Source organism: uncultured Kordia sp. (assembly GCF_947496985.1).
Classification (GTDB): domain Bacteria; phylum Bacteroidota; class Bacteroidia; order Flavobacteriales; family Flavobacteriaceae; genus Kordia.
Map to the genome: position 1 here is coordinate 1 of NZ_CANMEZ010000007.1, position 19872 is coordinate 19872.

Consider the following 19872-nt stretch of genomic DNA (forward strand, 5'->3'; position numbering starts at 1 on the left):
CTAACCAATGCTTGAAGTTCATTCATCATTAGTTGGGGTTATATAATGAATAATTGGGGTTTGGTAATGGTGCAATGGAGGTTATGTAACCAATAATTGAGGTTCTGTAATGGTTCGACGGGGTTCCAAACCTAAAAAAAGGGGTTCCTTTAGGGGGTAAACCCCTTACAGAACCTACTAAAAAGGGTACTGAAGCACTTGTAATGGGTAAATAACCACATCAAAACAGTTCCTAGAGGGGTAACAAATAGTAATGAACCGCTTCAAACCTATGTAAAACCGAAAAAAGACTGTAAATAACCTAAAAAAAGAGAATATAGAACGTCATTCTGAACTTGATTCAGAATCACACAAAACATAAAACGTACAAACTCCGTTCTGAAATGAAATCATTTTCAACTCAAAACGAGCTAAAATAAAAAAACTCCCACCAGTGGTGAGAGTTCTAAGTAAACAAATAAACATTTGCCTACGATCTGCACATCAAAGATAGGTATTTTTTATGAACTCATCTTGATTTTTAATTTTTAACCGAAATTTAGAAGCAATTTGTTCAGACAAGGCACTTTTTGAAAGTCATAACAGCGATACGGCTAAAAAAAGTTGAGAAGAGTTCAAGATACACATCGCGGCAAATGTTTTTTATAAGGATACTATTCCTTTGGTAGTAGTGAGGTATTAGTATTGAGTGGTGAGACTTAAAAACGATCTCAATACTCATATCTAAATACTAACTACTATGAAACAAACAGTCGTGGATGCCGAAAAACGAATGAGTAGGCGTATTTAAAAAACCAATAAAATTATGAGTAATGTAACGCAAAGAGTAGGAAAAGGAATGTTAGCTATTTTTTTAATAAAACTATCATTAGTAGCTATTGTATTTATATTTCAAGCATGTCAAACAGATAGTACAGATTATAAACAAGAAGACGAAGCTAAAGATAATTTTTTAGCAGCCTTACATGAAAGTAATGCCAGACTTAATGAAATTGTTATTAATCCATCATCTACTAAAGGAAGTATTAAAATTAATGGAATCGCAGAAGAAAATAATAATGAAATTACTACTTTTAAAATGTGTTTATTATTAAATCAAGACGATGAACCATCTAATACAGGTGTTATTGATCCCACTAGTGTGAATACATTGGGAGATGTTATTAATGCAGGGAATCAGTCAGGAGAGCGACCTGTAGTTGTGGATGATGAGACTAATGAACCTATAGATGGTACATCCACTGAATTTGGATTTAGTATGTGTTTTGATATCCCAATCGAACCAACACAAGAAGCATTAGACCCAGCAATTACTGCTGCGAGAAACTTCCTATTGTCAAGAGATTTGACAGAAGCAGATATCATTGAAGCATTAGACGGTGCAGATGAATCAATTATGATTCCATTTGTAAATGCTGTTTTATCTGTAGAAGCGGAAGCGGAAGGAATTGCTATGAATTCTGAGTTAAATTTAATGTCATCATTACTTGGAGCACAAACTGTACATGCTCAAAATTGGAATACAATCGGAGGATGTGCAATAGCTGCTCTTGGACTAGATTCTTTAGGAGCATTAAGAGATGCATTACAGGGTAAAAAAATTAAAGGAAAAGTATTAAAGAAAGCATTCAAAAAAGTAGCAAAGAAATTTATAGCCGGTTTAAGCGGCTGGGGAACAGTTTTATTAGTAGCAGAATTTGGACTTTGCGTAGCACTAAGCAATGCATTTTAAACAAATCATATGGAAAAGTATACAGGAATTATTATTGGAATTATCGGGTTAATCGTTTTTAGGTTTACAATTGGACGTTATTTACGAAAAAAAATAAAAGAGCATAAGGAAAAAAAGAATCAATCATGAAAAAAAATGTACTATATATTCCGTTAGTCTTAATTTTTATCGTTCAATTTTTAGATAAAGAACATAATTATTTTTGGATACAGATCCTATTACTTATTATAACTATTGTATATGCAGGTTACTTGTATTTTGATTCAAAAAAGAAAAAGGATAAACAAAACTAAACCATGGAAACAACCATAGATTCATTCAGTTTTGTATTAGTGCTTTGGCAATTTGTATCCATAGCTATATTAATAACAGTTATTGTTTTTGGAATAAAACTCGTTTTAAAACTATTTAAATTGATGGACTCACAAACACAATTGAATAGAGAAAAACTAAAAAAACTTCAAAGCGAATAACAGACACCATTTTATAATAATGTCTGTTCAACTTACACTAGTGTGTACGCCTTCGGCTTCGCAAGAGTGAGTTTCACTAATTTTTTCATAATTACCCAAAAGCCATGCTTATAAAATAGCATAGCCTGCTATACGCATGGCTTTTTTTAAACCAAAATTGATTGTTATTAATAGCCATTAACACTAATAACATCAATAACAATGGGATTCAATAAAACAATTTTAATATGCGTCATTATCGCAGAAGTAGTACTTATCATTTTTGTTGCTATGCTATTTATACGAATGTTTCTAAAACTGAAAGAGAAACCAACAATTACTAATCAAGTGGATATAGAGCTTGAAAAGGAACTCAGGAATAATTCCTGAGTTATAAGTTAAAGAAATGATGAATTAGATAACAGTATTGAATTTTTTAAATTAAAAAACATGAAAACAACATATATACTATTCGCTATTATTTACCTGTGTATACCTACTAATATGTATGCAACTGCAATACAAATAGATAAAACGCAACAATTAGTTAATAACTTGCTTGAAAAACAACAAGAGTTTGAAATACATGTATATGTACTAGCGGCAATTATTGTAGTATTGATCCTAGTGTTTGGCTTGTTATGTTTTCTGAATAAGAAAGGAGAGATCCGTTTGCAGAAGATAATGCGTTTGTTGGAAAGTCAGCAAGTTACTAGCAAAGAAACTTCAGATACAAATGATCATCAGTTAGATATTGACCCAGCAATTGTAGCAACTATTTTACAAGAATTGAAACAATTTGAAAAGGAAAGAGGTTTTTTACTATCCAAAATCACACTACATGAATTTGCCAAAGAGCTACAAACCAATACCAAATATTTATCTAAAATCATTAATACGCATAAGCTAAAATCGTTTCGAAATTACATCAATGATTTGCGCATTCAATATAGTATTGAAAAATTAAAAGGCAGTTCTAATTTTAAAAAGTATACTGTAAAAGCCATGGCAAAAGAAGCAGGCTTTGCCTCAGCAAATTCATTCTCAAAAGCATTTCAGAAAAAAACGGGCGAAACCGTTTCTAGCTTCTTAAAACAACAAACAGATAGTAAATTGGTATAAGCTAAACCTTGTTAGGCTTAGTTGTAAAACGTTATTTTCTATATAACTCGTTATGATATTTTACAAAACGTCAGATGTTTATGTTTTTCTTACAGATACTATTCATTATTTAGAGCATTATTAATTTTTTTTAATATTTAATCATGTAAATAAGAAACCTTAAAGCTTAACAAAAAATCAATCTCGAACTTTAAAATTAAAGAAGGTACCACCTACTTCTTACAATTGTCTTCCTGTTGAACCAGTGAGTGATGGTTGTGAGCGACCAAGATGGTATAGTATTGGAGAATTTATTTGTTGGAATACATTATTCTAAAGCGAACTTTGGTTCGCTTTTTTATTTTAAATAATTCTTCATATTTATCAAAATCACAAAACTTAATAGGCATGAAAAAGGAACACAGGCAATTTTGACCTGTAAATGATTCTATTCTCATGTAAAAGTGTTTGTTTCATTTTATACTTATAATTTATAAATCTTAAGTAACTATTATTGCCTTCCTTAGCTATTAGCTCTAAATTCAATTATTATTAACATCATAAATTTTATATCATGAAAAAAAAGAGTTTAAAATCATTGAATCTGAACAAAAAGTCTATTTCAAACCTTAGCCAAAAATCTATTAAAGGAGGTACAATCTATACTTTTGGAGCCGTATGTAATATCGTAATTGTAAGTTTAGCTATTTGTACAGATGATTGTTCATCAATTAAATGTCTTCTTGAAGAATAAGAAACTTTTTACGGTACATTATAAAAAATTATAAGCGAACTTCGGTTCGCTTTTTTTCTTCAAATCTTAATTATTCGTATTGACTGGACTGATTTTAAAATACGTTTCAGAAAAAATATATAGAAGACAACTATATTTTTTTAGCTAAAATTCAATCTTATAGCTAGCACTTCTTACTTAACACATTACTTGTTTTAAAAAATTCTTAGTAGAAAAGCGTTCATAATTTTAATACGCATTTCAAAAATTAAGAGTTGACTTTAAATACATATGAATGTTAATGCTTGTAAATATTGGGTAATGTTTCTTCGTTTCTGTCCCTGTAAAGTATAAATCTTAAACATTTAATCATGAAAAAAAGAAATCTAAAATCATTAAAGCTTAACAAAAAATCAATTTCGAACTTAGAAGTGTTAAATGGAGGGCTACCTCCAACAGGTGCTCTCTGTTCTGAACCAGACTGTCCTACTTTACAGCCATGTACAGTTATAAGTGACTGTTTATGTTTACCTATTAGACCTGCCAGTCCAGCCAGTCCAGCCAGTCCTAGTCCTAGTCCTATTAGGGCTGCGAATTAATATTTATAAAGGAAAGAGTTTACGAATCTAATACTCTAGATTCTGATACTGATTAAAAAAATAGCGAATAGTATCAACTATCCGCTATTTTTCACAATATTATATTTTAAAGGTTAACCTAATTCCTCATAATCTGGATACAAGAAATTATTATATGGAAAACGTGTTACATGTATTTCACGTACTACATTATATACTTTACGTTTAAACTCGTCTAAATTTTCTTTATTAATGGCAGAAATAAACAAAGCATTTTCTCCCATGGTATTCATCCATGTACGTTTCCAATCATCTAAAGTGTAATGCGCTTTGGTTTTTTCGGTAACCAAATCATCATTATCAATAGTTTCGTGTGTATAGGCATCAATTTTATTAAACACCATTACCGTTGGTTTGTCTGCACTTTTAATTTCTCCTAAAATTTGATTTACCGAAGCAATATGATCTTCAAAATTCGGATGCGAAATATCTACTACATGTAATAATAAGTCTGCTTCGCGTACTTCGTCCAAAGTGCTTTTGAATGAATCTACTAATTGTGTTGGTAATTTTCTAATAAACCCTACCGTATCACTTAATAAGAAGGGAAGATTTCCAATTACCACTTTACGTACTGTAGTGTCTAAGGTGGCAAAGAGTTTATTTTCGGCAAACACCGCACTTTTACTAACCACATTCATTAAGGTTGATTTTCCAACATTGGTATATCCTACCAACGCCACACGAATTAAAGCACCTCTATTTCCACGTTGTACTGCCATTTGCTTATCAATGGTTTTCATCTTTTTTCGAAGCAATGAAATTTTATCACGTACAATACGTCTATCGGTTTCAATCTCAGTTTCCCCAGGTCCACGCATTCCAATTCCCCCTCGTTGACGTTCCAAGTGAGTCCATAATCCTGTTAATCGTGGTAGTAAATATTGATATTGTGCCAACTCTACTTGTGTACGGGCATAACTAGTTTGTGCACGTTGTGCAAAAATATCTAGAATCAATCCTGTTCTATCAATAATCTTACATTTCAACAAACGTTCAATATTTCGCTGTTGCCCAGGTGATAACTCATCATCAAAAATAACCGAACCTATTTCGTTTGATTTTACAAACTCTTCTACTTCTTCCATTTTTCCTGTTCCAATAAATGTTTTTGGATTTGGAATTTCCATCTTCTGTGTAAATCGCTTTACGACTTCGCCACCTGCAGTATACGTCAAAAATTCAAGCTCGTCCAAATACTCTTTAGATTTGGCTTCATCTTGTACTTTTGTAATTACTCCTATAAGTATCGCGCGTTCGTATGCAATAGTTTTCTTTTCTAACATAATAAAATAAAAAAGCAAAGTTACACAATTCCTTTATTGATTTTAGTACATTTATATCTTATAGAAGACTTTTATATATAATGATGGAGAAAACAACAACAAAACATTCGTATCATACGGTTGCATTTTACAATCTTGAAAACTTATTCGATACGGTTGATGATAAAAATGTATTAGATAATGATTTTTTACCTGAAGCAGATCGTAACTGGACTCCAAAACGATATGAAAAGAAATTATACAAACTTAGTTCGGCAATTGCGAGCTTAGGTGCAGATGAAACAGACAATGCTCCTGTACTTATAGGAGTAGCTGAGGTTGAAAATAAAAAAGTACTTACTGATTTAATAGCAACTGAAAAGTTACAAAAATTTGATTATGACTTTGTACATTATAATTCACCAGATGAAAGAGGAATTGATGTAGGTTTGTTATATCAAAAAGGGCATTTTGAAGTGACACATTCAGAATCTATACCTATCTTATTATATAATGAAGAAGGCGTACGTGATTTTACAAGAGATACTTTATATGTAAAAGGGCTTCTTCATGGTGAAGATGTACATATATTTGTAAACCATTGGTCATCTAGAAGAGATGGTGCTGGCGAAACTGCACACAAACGAATAAAAGCGGCACAAGTTGTCCGAGAAAAGATTGAAGCAATTCAAGACACTGAATTTGATCCACACATTATAGTAATGGGCGATTTCAATGACAACCCAACGGATGAAAGTATTAATAAATACTTAATGAGTGCCGATTTGTATAATCCGATGGAAAAACTACTTACTTTATATAAAGGTAGTCTTAATTATAAAGGTGAATGGAACCTATTTGATCAGGTTATTTTTTCAACAAATTTCTTCAATTATAAAAAGGGAACACACAGTTTTGCATCCGCAGATATTTTTGACGATCATTTCTTAACAAACTGGAAAGGAAGATACGAAGGAACTCCTTTTAGAACCTATGCAGGCAGAAAATATTTAGGCGGTTATAGTGACCACTTCCCAGTATACGTAAAATTGAAATTCAATAAATAAGGTTCATTTTTTGCAACTAAAGTGTTAAAGTAAAGTTAAGTTTACTTTTTTTTATTACTTTTAGGGCTACTAACTATTAACCAACTTTTTTATGAAAAAAATTACCTTGTTGATCATGGTGACATTTTTCAGTGCGTTATCATACTCACAGACCACAGTTGACTGTACGGCAGGGCCCGTAAACAACACTGGATTCTGCTATGACAATAATGATACAACATCTTTCGTTTACACTAGTAATGATGGATCCCCACTGGCAGTCACTTTCAACGCCGGACAAGTAGAGAATAATTGGGATGAACTCATCATCACAAATTCTGATGGCTCTGAAATCTATAATGGATATGGAGCTGGTGGAGACCTAACAGGTCTTTCTTTTGAGTCTACTGGAGACACAATTACTATTGCAATTCAATCTGATGGAGTTTTTGGCTGTCAATCTGAAGGATACACTCCTTGGGATTTTACAGTTACTTGTGTAGATACTACACTACCTCCTTCATGTGTTACTGTAACTTCACCAACTGATGGTGCCGTTGACGTAGATGAGGATGAAGATATTAGCTGGGGAACTGCTACAGGTGGTCCTACAGGATACCTAATAACTATAGGTACAACTCCTGGAGGAAATGATGTTTTAGATGGATTTGATGTAGGTCTTGTAAACACATATGATCCTGGAACATTAGCTTATGCTACAACTTTTTATGTGACAATTACACCTTACAATGCAAATGGAAATACTACTGGATGTACTGAATCTAGTTTTACAACTCGTGATGATCCAAATGTTACTATAGATTGTTCTACTGGTGTACCATTAAATGTAACAGGTTTCTGTTATGACAATAACAACTCAGAAGTATTCAACTATGCAAGTTCAGACGGTTCTACACTACAAATTATATTCAATTCTGGTAATGTAGAAAATAACTGGGATGAATTAATTATTTATGACTCTGATGGAGTTACTGAATTATACAACGGATATGGAGCTGGTGGTGACTTAGCTGGACTTATTTTTGAATCAACTGGTTCTTCATTAAGTCTTACTGTTACTTCTGATGGTTCTATTAGCTGTTTAAGTAGTACTGCTATCAACCCTTGGGATTATACAATATCATGTGTGGATGCATCTGCACCACCTGCATGTGTTACATTAACTTCTCCTTCTGACGGAGACGTTGATGTACTTGAAGAAGCTGATATTTCTTGGACAACTGCTGGAGGTAACCCAACTGGATATTCAATATCTATAGGAACTTCACCTGGAGGAACTGATGTATTACCATTAACTGATGTAGGTCTTGTAAACACATATGACCCAGGAACATTAGCATATAGTACTACACATTATGTAACTGTGATACCATATAATGTAAATGGTAATGCTACTGGTTGTACAGAAGAAAGCTTTACTGTACGTCCTGATCCATTTACTATGGTAGATTGTACTGGTGCTGGAATATCAGATACTTATTGTTATACAAACGGAGACACTACATTCTTTTACTATATGTCTTCTGACCCAGCATCAACATTAGCACTTTCTTTTAACTCAGGTACTGTAGAAAACACATGGGATGAACTTATTATATATGCTGCTGATGGTGTAACTCAATTATACAACGGATATGGAAATGGTGGAGAATTAGCTGGATTTACTTTTGAATCTACTAGTGATAAATTAATTTTCCAAATTACTGCTGATGGTAGTAACAGTTGTGGTACAGGTCAGCAAACTCCTTGGGACTTTACAGTAACATGTGTTGATCCTACTGCACCACCAACATGTGTTGATTTAATTAGCCCAGCAGATGGAGCTACAGCTATTGACATTATTGGAGGTAATATTTCTTGGGGAACTGCTATTGGAAGTCCAGCTGGATATATTGTTACTGTAGGAACTACTCCTGGAGGTAATGATGTTCTTAACGGAGTAGATGTAGGAAACGTAACAAACTACGCTTTAGGAGACTTAACATATAGTACTACATATTATATTACTATTCTTGCTTATAACGGAAATGGATTGGCTAGTGGATGTGCTGAACAAAGCTTCACAACACGTCCTGATCCAAATCAAGTATTCAACTTAGTTTGTGCTAACGGACCTATTAACGTAAGTCACTGTTATACAAACAATGATGACAATACATTCTTATTTACTTCTGACTCTGGATTCCCAGTAAGATTAACATTTACAGCAGGAACAATTGTAGATGATTTTGACACCATTACTGTGTATGATGGATCAGACGCTACTGCTCCTGTTATATTTGAAGGTAACAATGCTGGAGATTTAGTAGGTTTAGTTTTAGAATCTACAGGTGGAAACATTTTTATCGTAGTAAACAGTGGTGGATTCCAAAGTTGTGCTACTGGAGATGGTACTACATGGGAATGGACAGCTGAATGTTTAACATGTTTTAGACCAACTGCTACATACACAATTGTTGAAGATTGTGCGCAAGGAGAGCAATTCTTAGTAGATGTAGAAATTACAGATACTGGAGATGCAATGTCTATAACAATTTCTGATGATTTCGGAAGTGCTGCACAAGTAGTAACAACTGCTGGTATTTATACTTTTGGACCTTATCCAAATACGACGCCAGTAGTATTTACAGTAGCTGATACTGATGATACAAACTGTGTATTGACAAGTACACCACAAACACAGGCATTCTGTCCTGATCAAGCATGTGGAATTATCAATGCCGGATACGATCAATTACAGACATGTGATGTAACTTCAACAGATTTATCTGCTACATTCATGGCCAGTTCTATCACATCTGATACAAGTACATATTCAATCTCAGACTTACAATGTCCTCCTGATAACTTAACAGGAGAACCAACTTCTATTACTTTAGATGATAGATACTCATCTGCTATTAACATAGGATTTGAATTTGAATACTTTGGAACTTCATATACTCAACTTTCTATTGGAGCAAACGGATTAATTTCTTTTGATCCTGCAGATCCTAGTGCATTCTGTCCTTGGAACTTTGCACCAGGAGATTTACTTCCTACGCCAAGTGTTCCTGATAATGCAATTCATGGAGCATTCCATGATATTGATCCTGGAGTAGCAGGAGACCACTATATTGAATATGCAGTAGTAGGAACAGCGCCTTCACGTCAATTTAAGGCTACTTTCTTCCAAGTACCACATTTTGGATGTAATGACATTATGACAACACAACAGATCATCTTATATGAATCTTCTAATGTTATTGATGTTATACTAATTGAAAAACCAATCTGTCCAACATGGAATGATGGCGGTATTGCTATTGTTGGTATTCAAAATGCTGGCGGAACTGTAGGATATGCACCTCCAACAAGAAACAATGGTGTATGGGAAGTTACTGAACAAGAACTATGGAGATTTGTTCCAGACGGTAACCCTAACTATACATTTGAGTGGCTTGATCAAGATGGTAACGTAATTAGTAATAATACAGATATTACAGTATCTCCAACAGAAGATACTACGTATACAGCATCCATCACATATGCTTTAGCAGATGGTTCATTAGTTACATTAACTGATGATGTAACAGTAACAGTTCAGAGAAATCCTGAAATTGTAGCAACTGAAACATTAGAGTTCTGTGATGATGATTATGATGGAATTACAGAATTTGATCTTACACAACAAGATGCAAATGTAATAGGAACGCAAACAGGAGTTTCAGTTACTTACTATGAAACACTTGCCGATGCCGATGCAGGAACTGGAATGCTTGCAGATCCTACAACATATATAAATACAACACCTAATGCACAAACATTATACTTACGTATTCAAGATGATGTAACTGGATGTTTCACATCTGGTCCATTTGATATTGCAGTACTTGAAATTATTGATCCTGAAAATATTGCTATCGAAGGAGAATGTATCAATGACGAATATACAATTACTGTATCACCATTAAATGGTTCTTACGATCCTGCTACAGTATCGTACGAATGGTCTGGAGGATCTTCAACGAATAACACAGGTTCTCAATTCATTGCTACAGAGGATGGAGAATACACAGTTGAGATTACAACTCCTGACGGATGTGTAAGTATGAAATCATTTAGTGTAGTGAACTCAATGTGTTCATTCCCTAATGGAATTTCACCAAATGGAGACGGATTAAATGACATTTGGAACTTGGCTGCATTTAGAGTTCAAGAAGTAGAAATCTTTAGTTCGCATGGTCGTTCTTTATATAAGAAAGTAAACTATGTAGACGAATGGCATGGTCAGACAAATGATAATGATGAATTACCAGTAGGAACTTATTTTTATGTATTGAAGCTTGAAGATGGGCAAACTAAACACGGATGGATATATTTAAATAAATAAGATCTGCTACGTAAAAATTAACATTCTATATTATAAATAATATCATATCATGAAGAACATATATATCGCACTATTTATATTACTTTTCACACTGCCGTCTTTTGCACAACAAGATCCACAGTACACTCAGTACATGTACAATATGGCAGTTATAAACCCTGCGTATGCAGGTTCTAAAGAAGGAATATCTTTAGGTGCATTATACAGAAATCAATGGACCGGATTTGACGGTGCCCCAAAAACACTTACGTTTTTTGGGCACTCGCCAGTCGGTAAAAATGTTGGTTTAGGGTTATCATTAATCTCTGACCAAATAGGACCTGTAAAAGAAACCAACACGTATGCTGATTTTGCATACACTCTAAATTTAGGAGGCGCACACAAACTAGCTTTTGGATTAAAAGGAGGATTAACATTCCATGATATTGGATTACTATCCGAAGTAAATCCAACATTAATTGATGCTGGTGATGAAGCGTTTTCCAGCAATGTAAATAAAACAACATTCAACTTAGGAGCTGGTTTATTTTATTACACAGACAATTACTACCTAGCATTATCGGTGCCAAACTTCCTCAAAGGAAAACACTTAGATGTCAATGGTAGAGCTTTTGGTTCTGAGGTATCACATTACTTCCTAACGGGTGGTTATGTATTCCAAGTAAGTCCAAACACTAAAATCAAACCTTCATTCTTAGTAAAGTCTGCATTTGATGCGCCAACATCGTTTGATATCAATGCAAATGCTTTATTCTATGAAAAATTTGAAATTGGAGCTTCTTATCGTTTAGATGACTCCTTTAGTGGAATGGTCAACTTTGCGATTAACCCGAGATTACGTATAGGTTATGCCTATGATGCAGTTACTTCAGAAATTTCTTCTGTTGCTAGCTCTTCTCACGAAGTATTCTTATTATTTGATTTATACTTCCCAAGAAAAGTTTCTCGTTCGCCAAGATATTTCTAACCTAATACGCCAAAACAAATGAAAAAATTACTAATATTAATTCTCGTTCTAGCGACATCAAATGTTTTTGCACAGAGCGATAGAACTAAAAAAGCTGACAAGCTATATGAGCGATTTGCCTATGTAAAAGCGGCAGAGAAATATCTTGAAATCGCTATTGATGATGCAGATGCTTATGTATATGAGCAACTTGCAAATTGTTACTACAATTTATTTAAAACAAAAGATGCTGAACGCTGGTATTATCAAGCAATATCAGAAGGAAGTAGTAGCCCAGGTGTGTATTACAAATATGCACAAATGTTAAAAGCTAATGGAAAGTATAAAGAACACAATGAATACATGTCTAAATTTGCTGCTGCAAAACCAAGAGACAAAAGAGCTATTGCGTTCAATAAAAATCCAAACTACATTCCTCAAATTTTAGCAAAAGTAACAAAGTTTGAAGTAAAGAATTCTGAAATCAACACTCAAAATTCTGACTTTGGAGCTGTTGCTGCTGGTGGTGTAGTATACTTTACATCTACTCGTGATGGTGGAAGAAAATATGGCTGGAATGACCAACCATACTTAGATATCTACATGGCTTCCTATGATGGAGACGGTAATTTATCTAGTGCAGAAGCATTATCAAAAGACATCAACACAAAGTTTCACGAAGGAACATTAAGCTTTTCTCCTGATAAGAAAACAATGTACTTTACACGTGAAAACTACTATGAAGGTAAGTTTAAGAAAAATGAAGAAGGTATTGGAACTTTAAATTTATACAAAGCGACAATGTCTAATGGAGAATGGACAAATGTTCAACCACTTCCTTTTAACAATGATGAATATTCTGTAGGACATCCAACAGTGAGTGCAGATGGTAAAACATTATATTTTGCTTCTGATATGCCAGGTGGACTTGGACAATCAGATATTTATAAAGTTGCTATCAATGATGACGGTTCTTTTGGTGAGCCAGAAAACTTAGGTGCTGATATTAATACCGAAGGAAGAGAATTTTTCCCATTCATCAGTAAAAACAACACATTATACTTCTCATCTGACGGACACTTAGGTATTGGAGGATTAGATGTATTTGCTTCAAAAATTAAAGGAAATACTTTTGGTGCAGTTCGTAACTTAGGAACTCCATTAAACAGTAACGCTGATGATTTCTCATTTACTTTTGATGAAGAAGCAAAAAAAGGATTTGTAGCCTCTAACCGTGATGGCGGAAAAGGTGATGATGATATTTATGAAACAACTCTTATCAATCCAATCTGTGATGTTGATTACGTAATTACAGTAACTGATAAAGAAACTGGAACTGTATTAAGCGGTGCCAATGTTGTATTAGCAGATGATAAAGGAAATAGTGTTGGATCTAAAACAACAGATTCTGAAGGAAAAGTAACGTTCAAAGTTGAATGTGATAAATCTTCTATCTTAGAAGCAACAATTCAAGGATATGTTCCTCAAAAAATTGATGTGAATAGTGGTGATACTCCTGAAAGAAGAGTTGATATAGCATTAGCTCCAATTGAAGAAATCATTGAAGATGTAATTGTATTAAATCCAATCTATTTTGATTTTGACAAGCACAACATCAGACAAGATGCTGCTTTCGAATTAGATAAAGTTGTGAATGTAATGACTAAGTATCCTAATATGGTGATTAAAGTGGAAACACACACAGATGTTAGAGGACCTGCTTCTTACAATCAAAAATTATCTGATAGAAGAGCTAAGTCTACTGTTCAGTATATCATTTCTAGAGGAATTGACGCTGCTCGTTTAAGTAGTGAAGGTAAAGGTGAATCATCTCCATTAATAAATTGCACTAAGTGTACAGATGAAGAACACCAACAAAACCGTCGTTCTGACTTTATTATTGTAAGCAAAGATTAAGTACAACAAATACTTAACTAACGATTATAAAAAGAAGCCTGTAATTTAAAAATTACAGGCTTCTTTTATAGCTATATATTAAGTACATTTAGGTAGCTTAATTCACCTAGCCAAAATGAGATTTCTATTAGATGCGACTACGAGTCCTTATATTGTTTACCATATTACTGATGATTATATACTAAATAATTATAAACGAGAACCTAGTAAAAATTCCTCTTTAGTTAATTATATGACTAAAAACGAAGCATTTTCTATCTTACTTGATACAACAAAATGTATTATAACAAATGAACCAATAGAACATTATGAGTCGTTATCAACCGATGGATATTGGATTTGGAGTGCCGATTTAGAACATTATATTAAAAAGTTCAATATAAAAATGCCTGATCATTTTATGTATTATTTAGAAAGTATTCAATATCTAATTAAACCAATCCCAAGAAAAAACTTGGAAACCTTATACTTCAAAAAATTTACAACTGTTTGTGATGAAGACGGAAAAATTGATTCTAAAACAATAAAATTGATAGAATTATAGTAAAAGATGAAAAAACTACGATATCTAATTCTGTGTTTATCTTTAACTGCATGTGTTAATACTAAAAACTCAGATACTAAAATCATTGAAACTATCTTTAAAGAAATTATTAAAACTGAGCTCAAACAAGATAGCACACTTGGTGTATTAGATAAATCTCGAAACAATACATTTCTTGATTTCCCAGAGTTTACATCATTCTTTGGTGAAAAAGACACCATCATTCAACTTTCAAAAAAAACATTTAAAAATGTAAAACTATACAGTATCGATAGCTTAGTTGCTTATATGAAACCAAGTAAAGAAAGTAATAAACAACTTTCAGAATTTATACCCGCATATAGTAACGAAAGCGTTATCAACCTATCCATTCCATATGGAAATAGTGATAAAAGCAAAATTATATGTGAAGCAACTTTTTTAAAATTTACCAATGAATCTTTCTACACTCGTTTTTATAGTTTAGAAAAGACAGTGTCTGGTTATAAAATACTCAATACAAAAACATTGGATCAAACAGGAAATCCCATGGAATAACTAAAAGTATTTGTTAAACACAATCCTTTTCAAAGACAAGCTAAGCACATATACTACGCTTATACATTTATCACTACGCTTACAAAATTCGTGTGTACATTTTTGAAATGAAAACCTACTTTTGAAGTATTAATAAAATTAATAATTAACAAAGCGTACGATCATGAATTTCAAAAACATTTTAAAACTAACATGCTGCATTTTTATATTCACACTCACAAGTTGTAGTAGTGATGATGACCAAATAGTAGTAAATGATACATCTTCCATAACGGACAAATGGTATTATGATACGAATGAATTTGCCGCTGACATCTATTTTAATAGCAACGGAACCTATCAACAACGAACAGAAGCCATAGGAATGGTATTTGAATCATTTGGAGATTGGTCTTGGCTAGATGAAGAAAATGGTTTAATGAAAATAGATAATGTAACGGGACAATCACAAGTAGCTTCAGAATTATGGTTTCAGTTTACCAATATTCAAGAAAACACAGTAACCATTGAACAATCGCTAGATGGTAATACATACTTTGCTCCTGTTGATTATCAAGATACAGATCCAGCAAATTAAAGGTAACAATTACAAATAAAGAATAAGAGTTTAAAAAAAGAGAAACACTAAAAGTTTCTCTTTTTTTTATACAAAAACCTCAAAAAGACAACGCTTATACATTTATTGCTACGCTTATAAAAAACTATTGGTATTTCTGAGACTTCTATCGTAATATGCAATAAAATCACGTTACAAATCCCCATAACATTCAGGTAATGAAATTTATACTCACTGCATTTCTCATTCTTATCATAACGCCACAAAAGCGAATTATAAATCATCAAAACTTTGATTACGAATTTTATATTTCTCAGGAAACTGTTAAAAATCCAAAAGAAAATAAAATGTATTATTGGTATCGTTCAGGAGAAATTCATCAATCGAGTGCTGGTATTGGTGGTGCAGTTTTAGTAGACAGTTATCAGAAATTTTATAAGTCGAAACAACTTGCCGAAAAAGGAAACTTTAAAAATGGTTTAAAGCATGGCGTTTGGCACGAATGGTTAGAAAGTGGAGCACTTGAAAAAGTAATACATTGGAAAAAAGGTGTGCTGCATGGAAAATTTATTAGCTATAATAAAAAAGGTGAGAAAATAGAAGAAGGAAATTATCGAAATGGTCAAAAACAAGGCGCTTGGATCAATTATGATAAAAAAGATACATTATCATATAAATCAGGAAAAATCATTCCTGAAAAGGCAAACGACACGATAAAACGCGAATCGTTCTTCAAACGAATATTTAAACGAAAAAAGGAGACGTCTAAAAAAGGTAAAAAAGATGCGAAAGCGGTATAAAGCATCTTCTCTACTCCATGCAGTTTTTGCATGCCTTCTTATTGCATTGGTATGTTTTGGCATGCTATTATTAGTAAGCTACAATACATTATTTCAGCAACAAACTCTAGAAAAAACACAATTACAACTTACCAATAACGCAGCTATTGAATGGCAGCTTTCCAAAGTAAATTTAGATCAGACAGAAACAACACAACAATCCATTTTTGACGATCATATTAAGACAACAATTCAAACAATCAATTGGGGGTTTTACAAAGTAATTCACGCAAAAACATATTACAATCAAGATACAATACATAAATCTGTTTTGGTTGGTAGTATGAAAACGGACAATACAGCACTATTTGTGACTGACTACGATAAAATTCAAAGTGTAGCTGGAAAAGTTAAAATTATTGGTGATATCGCCATTCCAAAAGCGCGATGGAATGAAAAAAATATGCAAGGTGAAAAAACTGAAATTCATATAAACGGAGTGACATCTCCTTCAAAAAATAAACTACCTGCAATCAATAAAAAACAACAACAATTGCCCAAGGTATTTGATTATGAAGTTACATTAGAAAACCTTGAAGAAAATAGTGTCTATGTACATTCATTTGATAAAGAAACTGCATTACTTAAAGTTCATAATAGTCACTCACTAAGAGGAAAAAAGCTCAAAGGGAATATCATTATTGAAAAATCAGGAACTTTTCTAATTAATAAACATATGGAATTGGAAGATGTAATTATAAAAGCTGACGACGTAAAAATTGAAGCTGGTTTTGTGGGAAACATTCAAGTCATCGCAAAAAATACTGTTTTCATTGAAGATGATGTGCAACTCCTATACCCTTCAAGCATTTTCATTGATAAACCAAACAAACTAGGCACTATTACTATTGGAGAAAATAGTGTTGTCATGGGTAGTATTATTTTATCAGGCATACCCAGAAAAAAGGCTTCTAAATCATTTATCAAGATTAAAAAAAATGCCATAATCGTTGGAGACTTGTATTGTGAAGGGAATTTAGAAATAACTGGAAAAGTATATGGAAGTGTCTATACAAATTATCTCACAACAACTATTGAAAAAAACACATATAAAAATATGCTGATGAACGTTGAAATTAATCGTTCAAAACTTCCTAAACAATTTGCAGGTATTCCATTAATGAAGACAGGTACAAAAAAATCAACATATGAAGTCATTAAAGAACTTTAAAAAGTTACGAGCTTCATCACTGCTGGAATCAGTTATGGCAACCGCCATTATTGCTATTTGCGTAATTATGGCCACCATTGTATTTGTCAACGTTTTCAAAACGGCACATTCAACCGCATTTTTTGAAGGTTCGCAACAAATTCAAACAATAATAACAGAGTTACAGAAAAAACAAAAAATAACAGAAAAAACATACAGTTATCCTAATTATACCATTGAACAAAAAGTAAGTGTTTATGATAAATCAACAAACATAAAACATGTACAACTTGAATTGATCACAAATCAAGAACGAAAAACATTTCAGTATTTACTAAAAGTACGCACAGATGAATTTGACTAAGAAATATAAAGCATTTACACTTACAGAAACCATTTTTGGGTTAATTATAACGAGTGCTTTAATTGGTGTTATTTATATGATATTCACAACATTTAACAAGCAATTCATCATGTTTCAACAACAGCAATTACAAAGCAATGCATATGTTTTATTTGATGCAACTTTTAAACAAGACTTATACGATGCAACTGTAGTTTCTTATCAAAATGAGCAACTCATCATTAAAAATTATAAAGAAGAAATAAAAATATACACAACTCAAAACGATAGTTTAATACGAACCTTTGACAAACAATCAACTCCACTACTTACCAATGTGGTTTCGCTTCGCTATACAAAACAAGAAAAGTATCATACGATAGACATGCAAGTGAAATTATATGATGAAATCATCAACCTAAAGTATCAAAAAAAGGAACATCCTACGAATGTGATCAACGAAACTTTTGCGCATGAAACTAGATATTAAAAAACATACCGTTAAGACGACAGCCGAGTCAAAAAAAGAAGGGAAATCTAAAGGTTTACAGTTTGATTTTTTTTCAAAATTCTCTAATAAAGATAAAGAAGCTTTCTACAGAGAATTTGCTGTATTAATAAAATCAGGCGTAGATTTCAATCAATCATTACAACTCTTAGCAGCACAGCAAAAGTCTGAAAAAACGAAAAACATTCTAACAACTATTAATAAAGACGTCGTTGCGGGAAGTACTCTATTTGATGCATTGCAAAAACACAAGACATTTTCTCCGTATGAATATTACAGTATTAAAATTGGAGAGGAAACCCGAAAACTAGCAGACGTACTAACGGAATTGCAACGGTTTTTTGCGCGTAAAATAAAAATGAAACGTCAAATTGTTTCTGTGATAACATACCCAGCTTTTGTCTTAGGAATTACATTTATTGTACTCTATTTCATGCTCAATTACATCGTTCCTATGTTTACATCAGTGTTCAAACAATTTGGAAGCGAATTACCTGCAATTACAAAATTTGTTATTCGATTATCTGAGAACTTCAATACAATCATGCTTGTCATTTCAGGAATAGTAATTTCTATTATGGTACTACATAAACTGAATAAGAAAAACGATCGTTATCGTAATATATTAGGTGAAATAATATTGAAAATTCCATTTTTAGGACCATTCTTAAAAAAGATTTATGTTACACAATTTTGTCAATCATTAAGTCTATTACTAAGCGCAAAAACGCCTTTAATCACTTCCTTAGATTTAACCAAAGAAATGATCACATTTTACCCAATGCAGAAGGCAATTCAGCAGGTAAAATTTGACATTCTAAAAGGACATACACTTTCCAAAAGTTTAGAAAAACACACCATTTTTCCTAAAAAACTTGTTTCATTAGTTAGTATTGGCGAACAAACCAATGCACTTGACAGTATGTTTAGCAAATTGAACGATCAATACAATGACGAAATAGAACATACCACAAAAATGGTTGGAACCATACTAGAACCGCTAATCATTATTGTTATTGGCGCATTGGTTGGGTTTATCTTAATTTCCATGTACACACCTATGTTTGACTTGAGTAAAGTAATTGGTTAAACTAACAGGAATTCATCATCTATTGTTTTGATTATTAACCTCATTTTCTTTACGCATGCAACATTTTGACTGCGTTCAATAT

Annotated in this window: 17 protein-coding genes; 16 read left to right on the plus strand and 1 reads right to left on the minus strand. The window is 32.6% G+C overall.

Translation table 11 applies throughout. From position 1 onward, the window contains the following. The first annotated feature begins 805 nt into the window (after positions 1 to 805). From Q0828_RS16915 to Q0828_RS16930, 4 genes are all read left to right on the plus strand, one after another. Positions 806 to 1732 (plus strand): hypothetical protein, encoded by a 927-nt coding sequence (locus Q0828_RS16915; RefSeq protein ID WP_298423761.1) that lies wholly within the window; start codon positions 806 to 808, stop codon positions 1730 to 1732. 296 nt (positions 1733 to 2028) lie between these two features. Beyond that, on the plus strand, positions 2029 to 2205 hold the full coding sequence (locus tag Q0828_RS16920; RefSeq protein ID WP_298423764.1) for a hypothetical protein: 177 nt from the start codon (positions 2029 to 2031) through the stop codon (positions 2203 to 2205). A gap of 429 nt (positions 2206 to 2634) precedes the next feature. After that, a complete protein-coding gene (locus Q0828_RS16925) occupies positions 2635 to 3306 on the plus strand; it encodes a helix-turn-helix domain-containing protein (protein ID WP_298423767.1) in 672 nt (223 codons plus the stop codon). Between the two features lie 553 nt (positions 3307 to 3859). Continuing rightward, positions 3860 to 4039 (plus strand): hypothetical protein, encoded by a 180-nt coding sequence (locus Q0828_RS16930; protein WP_298423770.1) that lies wholly within the window; start codon positions 3860 to 3862, stop codon positions 4037 to 4039. A gap of 691 nt (positions 4040 to 4730) precedes the next feature. Here Q0828_RS16930 and hflX read toward each other — a convergent pair. Next, positions 4731 to 5942, minus strand: coding sequence for a GTPase HflX (gene hflX, locus Q0828_RS16935; RefSeq protein ID WP_298423773.1), 1212 nt, complete (start codon positions 5940 to 5942; stop codon positions 4731 to 4733). An 80-nt stretch (positions 5943 to 6022) separates the two neighbouring features. On the opposite strand from hflX, the gene Q0828_RS16940 reads away from it, so the two are divergent. The 12 genes from Q0828_RS16940 (at position 6023) to Q0828_RS16995 (ending at position 19790) form a co-directional block, all read left to right on the plus strand. After that, entirely contained in the window at positions 6023 to 6988 is a 966-nt protein-coding gene (locus Q0828_RS16940) for an endonuclease (protein ID WP_366523605.1), read from the plus strand. A gap of 91 nt (positions 6989 to 7079) precedes the next feature. Continuing rightward, on the plus strand, positions 7080 to 11360 hold the full coding sequence (locus Q0828_RS16945; protein WP_298423776.1) for a gliding motility-associated C-terminal domain-containing protein: 4281 nt from the start codon (positions 7080 to 7082) through the stop codon (positions 11358 to 11360). 49 nt (positions 11361 to 11409) lie between these two features. Beyond that, on the plus strand, positions 11410 to 12327 hold the full coding sequence (locus tag Q0828_RS16950) for a type IX secretion system membrane protein PorP/SprF (RefSeq protein WP_298423779.1): 918 nt from the start codon (positions 11410 to 11412) through the stop codon (positions 12325 to 12327). A gap of 18 nt (positions 12328 to 12345) precedes the next feature. Then, positions 12346 to 14223, plus strand: coding sequence for an OmpA family protein (locus tag Q0828_RS16955; protein WP_298423782.1), 1878 nt, complete (start codon positions 12346 to 12348; stop codon positions 14221 to 14223). Positions 14224 to 14338: 115 nt separating this feature from the next. Beyond that, a complete protein-coding gene (locus Q0828_RS16960; RefSeq protein WP_298423785.1) occupies positions 14339 to 14767 on the plus strand; it encodes a hypothetical protein in 429 nt (142 codons plus the stop codon). A 6-nt stretch (positions 14768 to 14773) separates the two neighbouring features. Then, positions 14774 to 15304: a hypothetical protein gene (locus Q0828_RS16965; RefSeq protein ID WP_298423788.1), complete on the plus strand. Its 531-nt coding sequence runs from the start codon at positions 14774 to 14776 to the stop codon at positions 15302 to 15304. A gap of 163 nt (positions 15305 to 15467) precedes the next feature. Continuing rightward, the gene (locus Q0828_RS16970) at positions 15468 to 15881 is read left to right on the plus strand and encodes a hypothetical protein (RefSeq protein WP_298423791.1); all 414 of its coding nucleotides are present in this window, start codon (positions 15468 to 15470) and stop codon (positions 15879 to 15881) included. A 197-nt stretch (positions 15882 to 16078) separates the two neighbouring features. Continuing rightward, complete coding sequence (locus tag Q0828_RS16975; RefSeq protein WP_298423794.1) at positions 16079 to 16660, plus strand: hypothetical protein; 582 nt, start codon at positions 16079 to 16081, stop codon at positions 16658 to 16660. After that, on the plus strand, positions 16644 to 17870 hold the full coding sequence (locus Q0828_RS16980) for a hypothetical protein (protein ID WP_298423797.1): 1227 nt from the start codon (positions 16644 to 16646) through the stop codon (positions 17868 to 17870). The genes Q0828_RS16975 and Q0828_RS16980 overlap by 17 nt, the downstream gene beginning before the upstream one ends. Continuing rightward, positions 17848 to 18213: a hypothetical protein gene (locus Q0828_RS16985; protein ID WP_298423800.1), complete on the plus strand. Its 366-nt coding sequence runs from the start codon at positions 17848 to 17850 to the stop codon at positions 18211 to 18213. Before Q0828_RS16980 ends, Q0828_RS16985 begins: the two co-directional genes overlap by 23 nt. Further along, positions 18200 to 18682: a hypothetical protein gene (locus Q0828_RS16990; RefSeq protein WP_298423803.1), complete on the plus strand. Its 483-nt coding sequence runs from the start codon at positions 18200 to 18202 to the stop codon at positions 18680 to 18682. The genes Q0828_RS16985 and Q0828_RS16990 overlap by 14 nt, the downstream gene beginning before the upstream one ends. Next, positions 18666 to 19790: a type II secretion system F family protein gene (locus tag Q0828_RS16995; RefSeq protein WP_298423808.1), complete on the plus strand. Its 1125-nt coding sequence runs from the start codon at positions 18666 to 18668 to the stop codon at positions 19788 to 19790. Before Q0828_RS16990 ends, Q0828_RS16995 begins: the two co-directional genes overlap by 17 nt. The last annotated feature ends 82 nt before the right edge of the window (positions 19791 to 19872 follow it).

Bases quoted from the DNA above. Each gene is read 5' to 3' on its own strand.
- Q0828_RS16915 (WP_298423761.1), top strand. From the start codon at position 806: ATGAGTAATGTAACGCAAAGAGTAGGAAAAGGAATGTTAGCTATTTTT.
- Q0828_RS16920 (WP_298423764.1), top strand. From the start codon at position 2,029: ATGGAAACAACCATAGATTCATTCAGTTTTGTATTAGTGCTTTGGCAA.
- Q0828_RS16925 (WP_298423767.1), top strand. From the start codon at position 2,635: ATGAAAACAACATATATACTATTCGCTATTATTTACCTGTGTATACCT.
- Q0828_RS16930 (WP_298423770.1), top strand. From the start codon at position 3,860: ATGAAAAAAAAGAGTTTAAAATCATTGAATCTGAACAAAAAGTCTATT.
- hflX (WP_298423773.1), bottom strand. From the start codon at position 5,942: ATGTTAGAAAAGAAAACTATTGCATACGAACGCGCGATACTTATAGGA.
- Q0828_RS16940 (WP_366523605.1), top strand. From the start codon at position 6,023: ATGATGGAGAAAACAACAACAAAACATTCGTATCATACGGTTGCATTT.
- Q0828_RS16945 (WP_298423776.1), top strand. From the start codon at position 7,080: ATGAAAAAAATTACCTTGTTGATCATGGTGACATTTTTCAGTGCGTTA.
- Q0828_RS16950 (WP_298423779.1), top strand. From the start codon at position 11,410: ATGAAGAACATATATATCGCACTATTTATATTACTTTTCACACTGCCG.
- Q0828_RS16955 (WP_298423782.1), top strand. From the start codon at position 12,346: ATGAAAAAATTACTAATATTAATTCTCGTTCTAGCGACATCAAATGTT.
- Q0828_RS16960 (WP_298423785.1), top strand. From the start codon at position 14,339: ATGAGATTTCTATTAGATGCGACTACGAGTCCTTATATTGTTTACCAT.
- Q0828_RS16965 (WP_298423788.1), top strand. From the start codon at position 14,774: ATGAAAAAACTACGATATCTAATTCTGTGTTTATCTTTAACTGCATGT.
- Q0828_RS16970 (WP_298423791.1), top strand. From the start codon at position 15,468: ATGAATTTCAAAAACATTTTAAAACTAACATGCTGCATTTTTATATTC.
- Q0828_RS16975 (WP_298423794.1), top strand. From the start codon at position 16,079: ATGAAATTTATACTCACTGCATTTCTCATTCTTATCATAACGCCACAA.
- Q0828_RS16980 (WP_298423797.1), top strand. From the start codon at position 16,644: ATGCGAAAGCGGTATAAAGCATCTTCTCTACTCCATGCAGTTTTTGCA.
- Q0828_RS16985 (WP_298423800.1), top strand. From the start codon at position 17,848: ATGAAGTCATTAAAGAACTTTAAAAAGTTACGAGCTTCATCACTGCTG.
- Q0828_RS16990 (WP_298423803.1), top strand. From the start codon at position 18,200: ATGAATTTGACTAAGAAATATAAAGCATTTACACTTACAGAAACCATT.
- Q0828_RS16995 (WP_298423808.1), top strand. From the start codon at position 18,666: ATGAAACTAGATATTAAAAAACATACCGTTAAGACGACAGCCGAGTCA.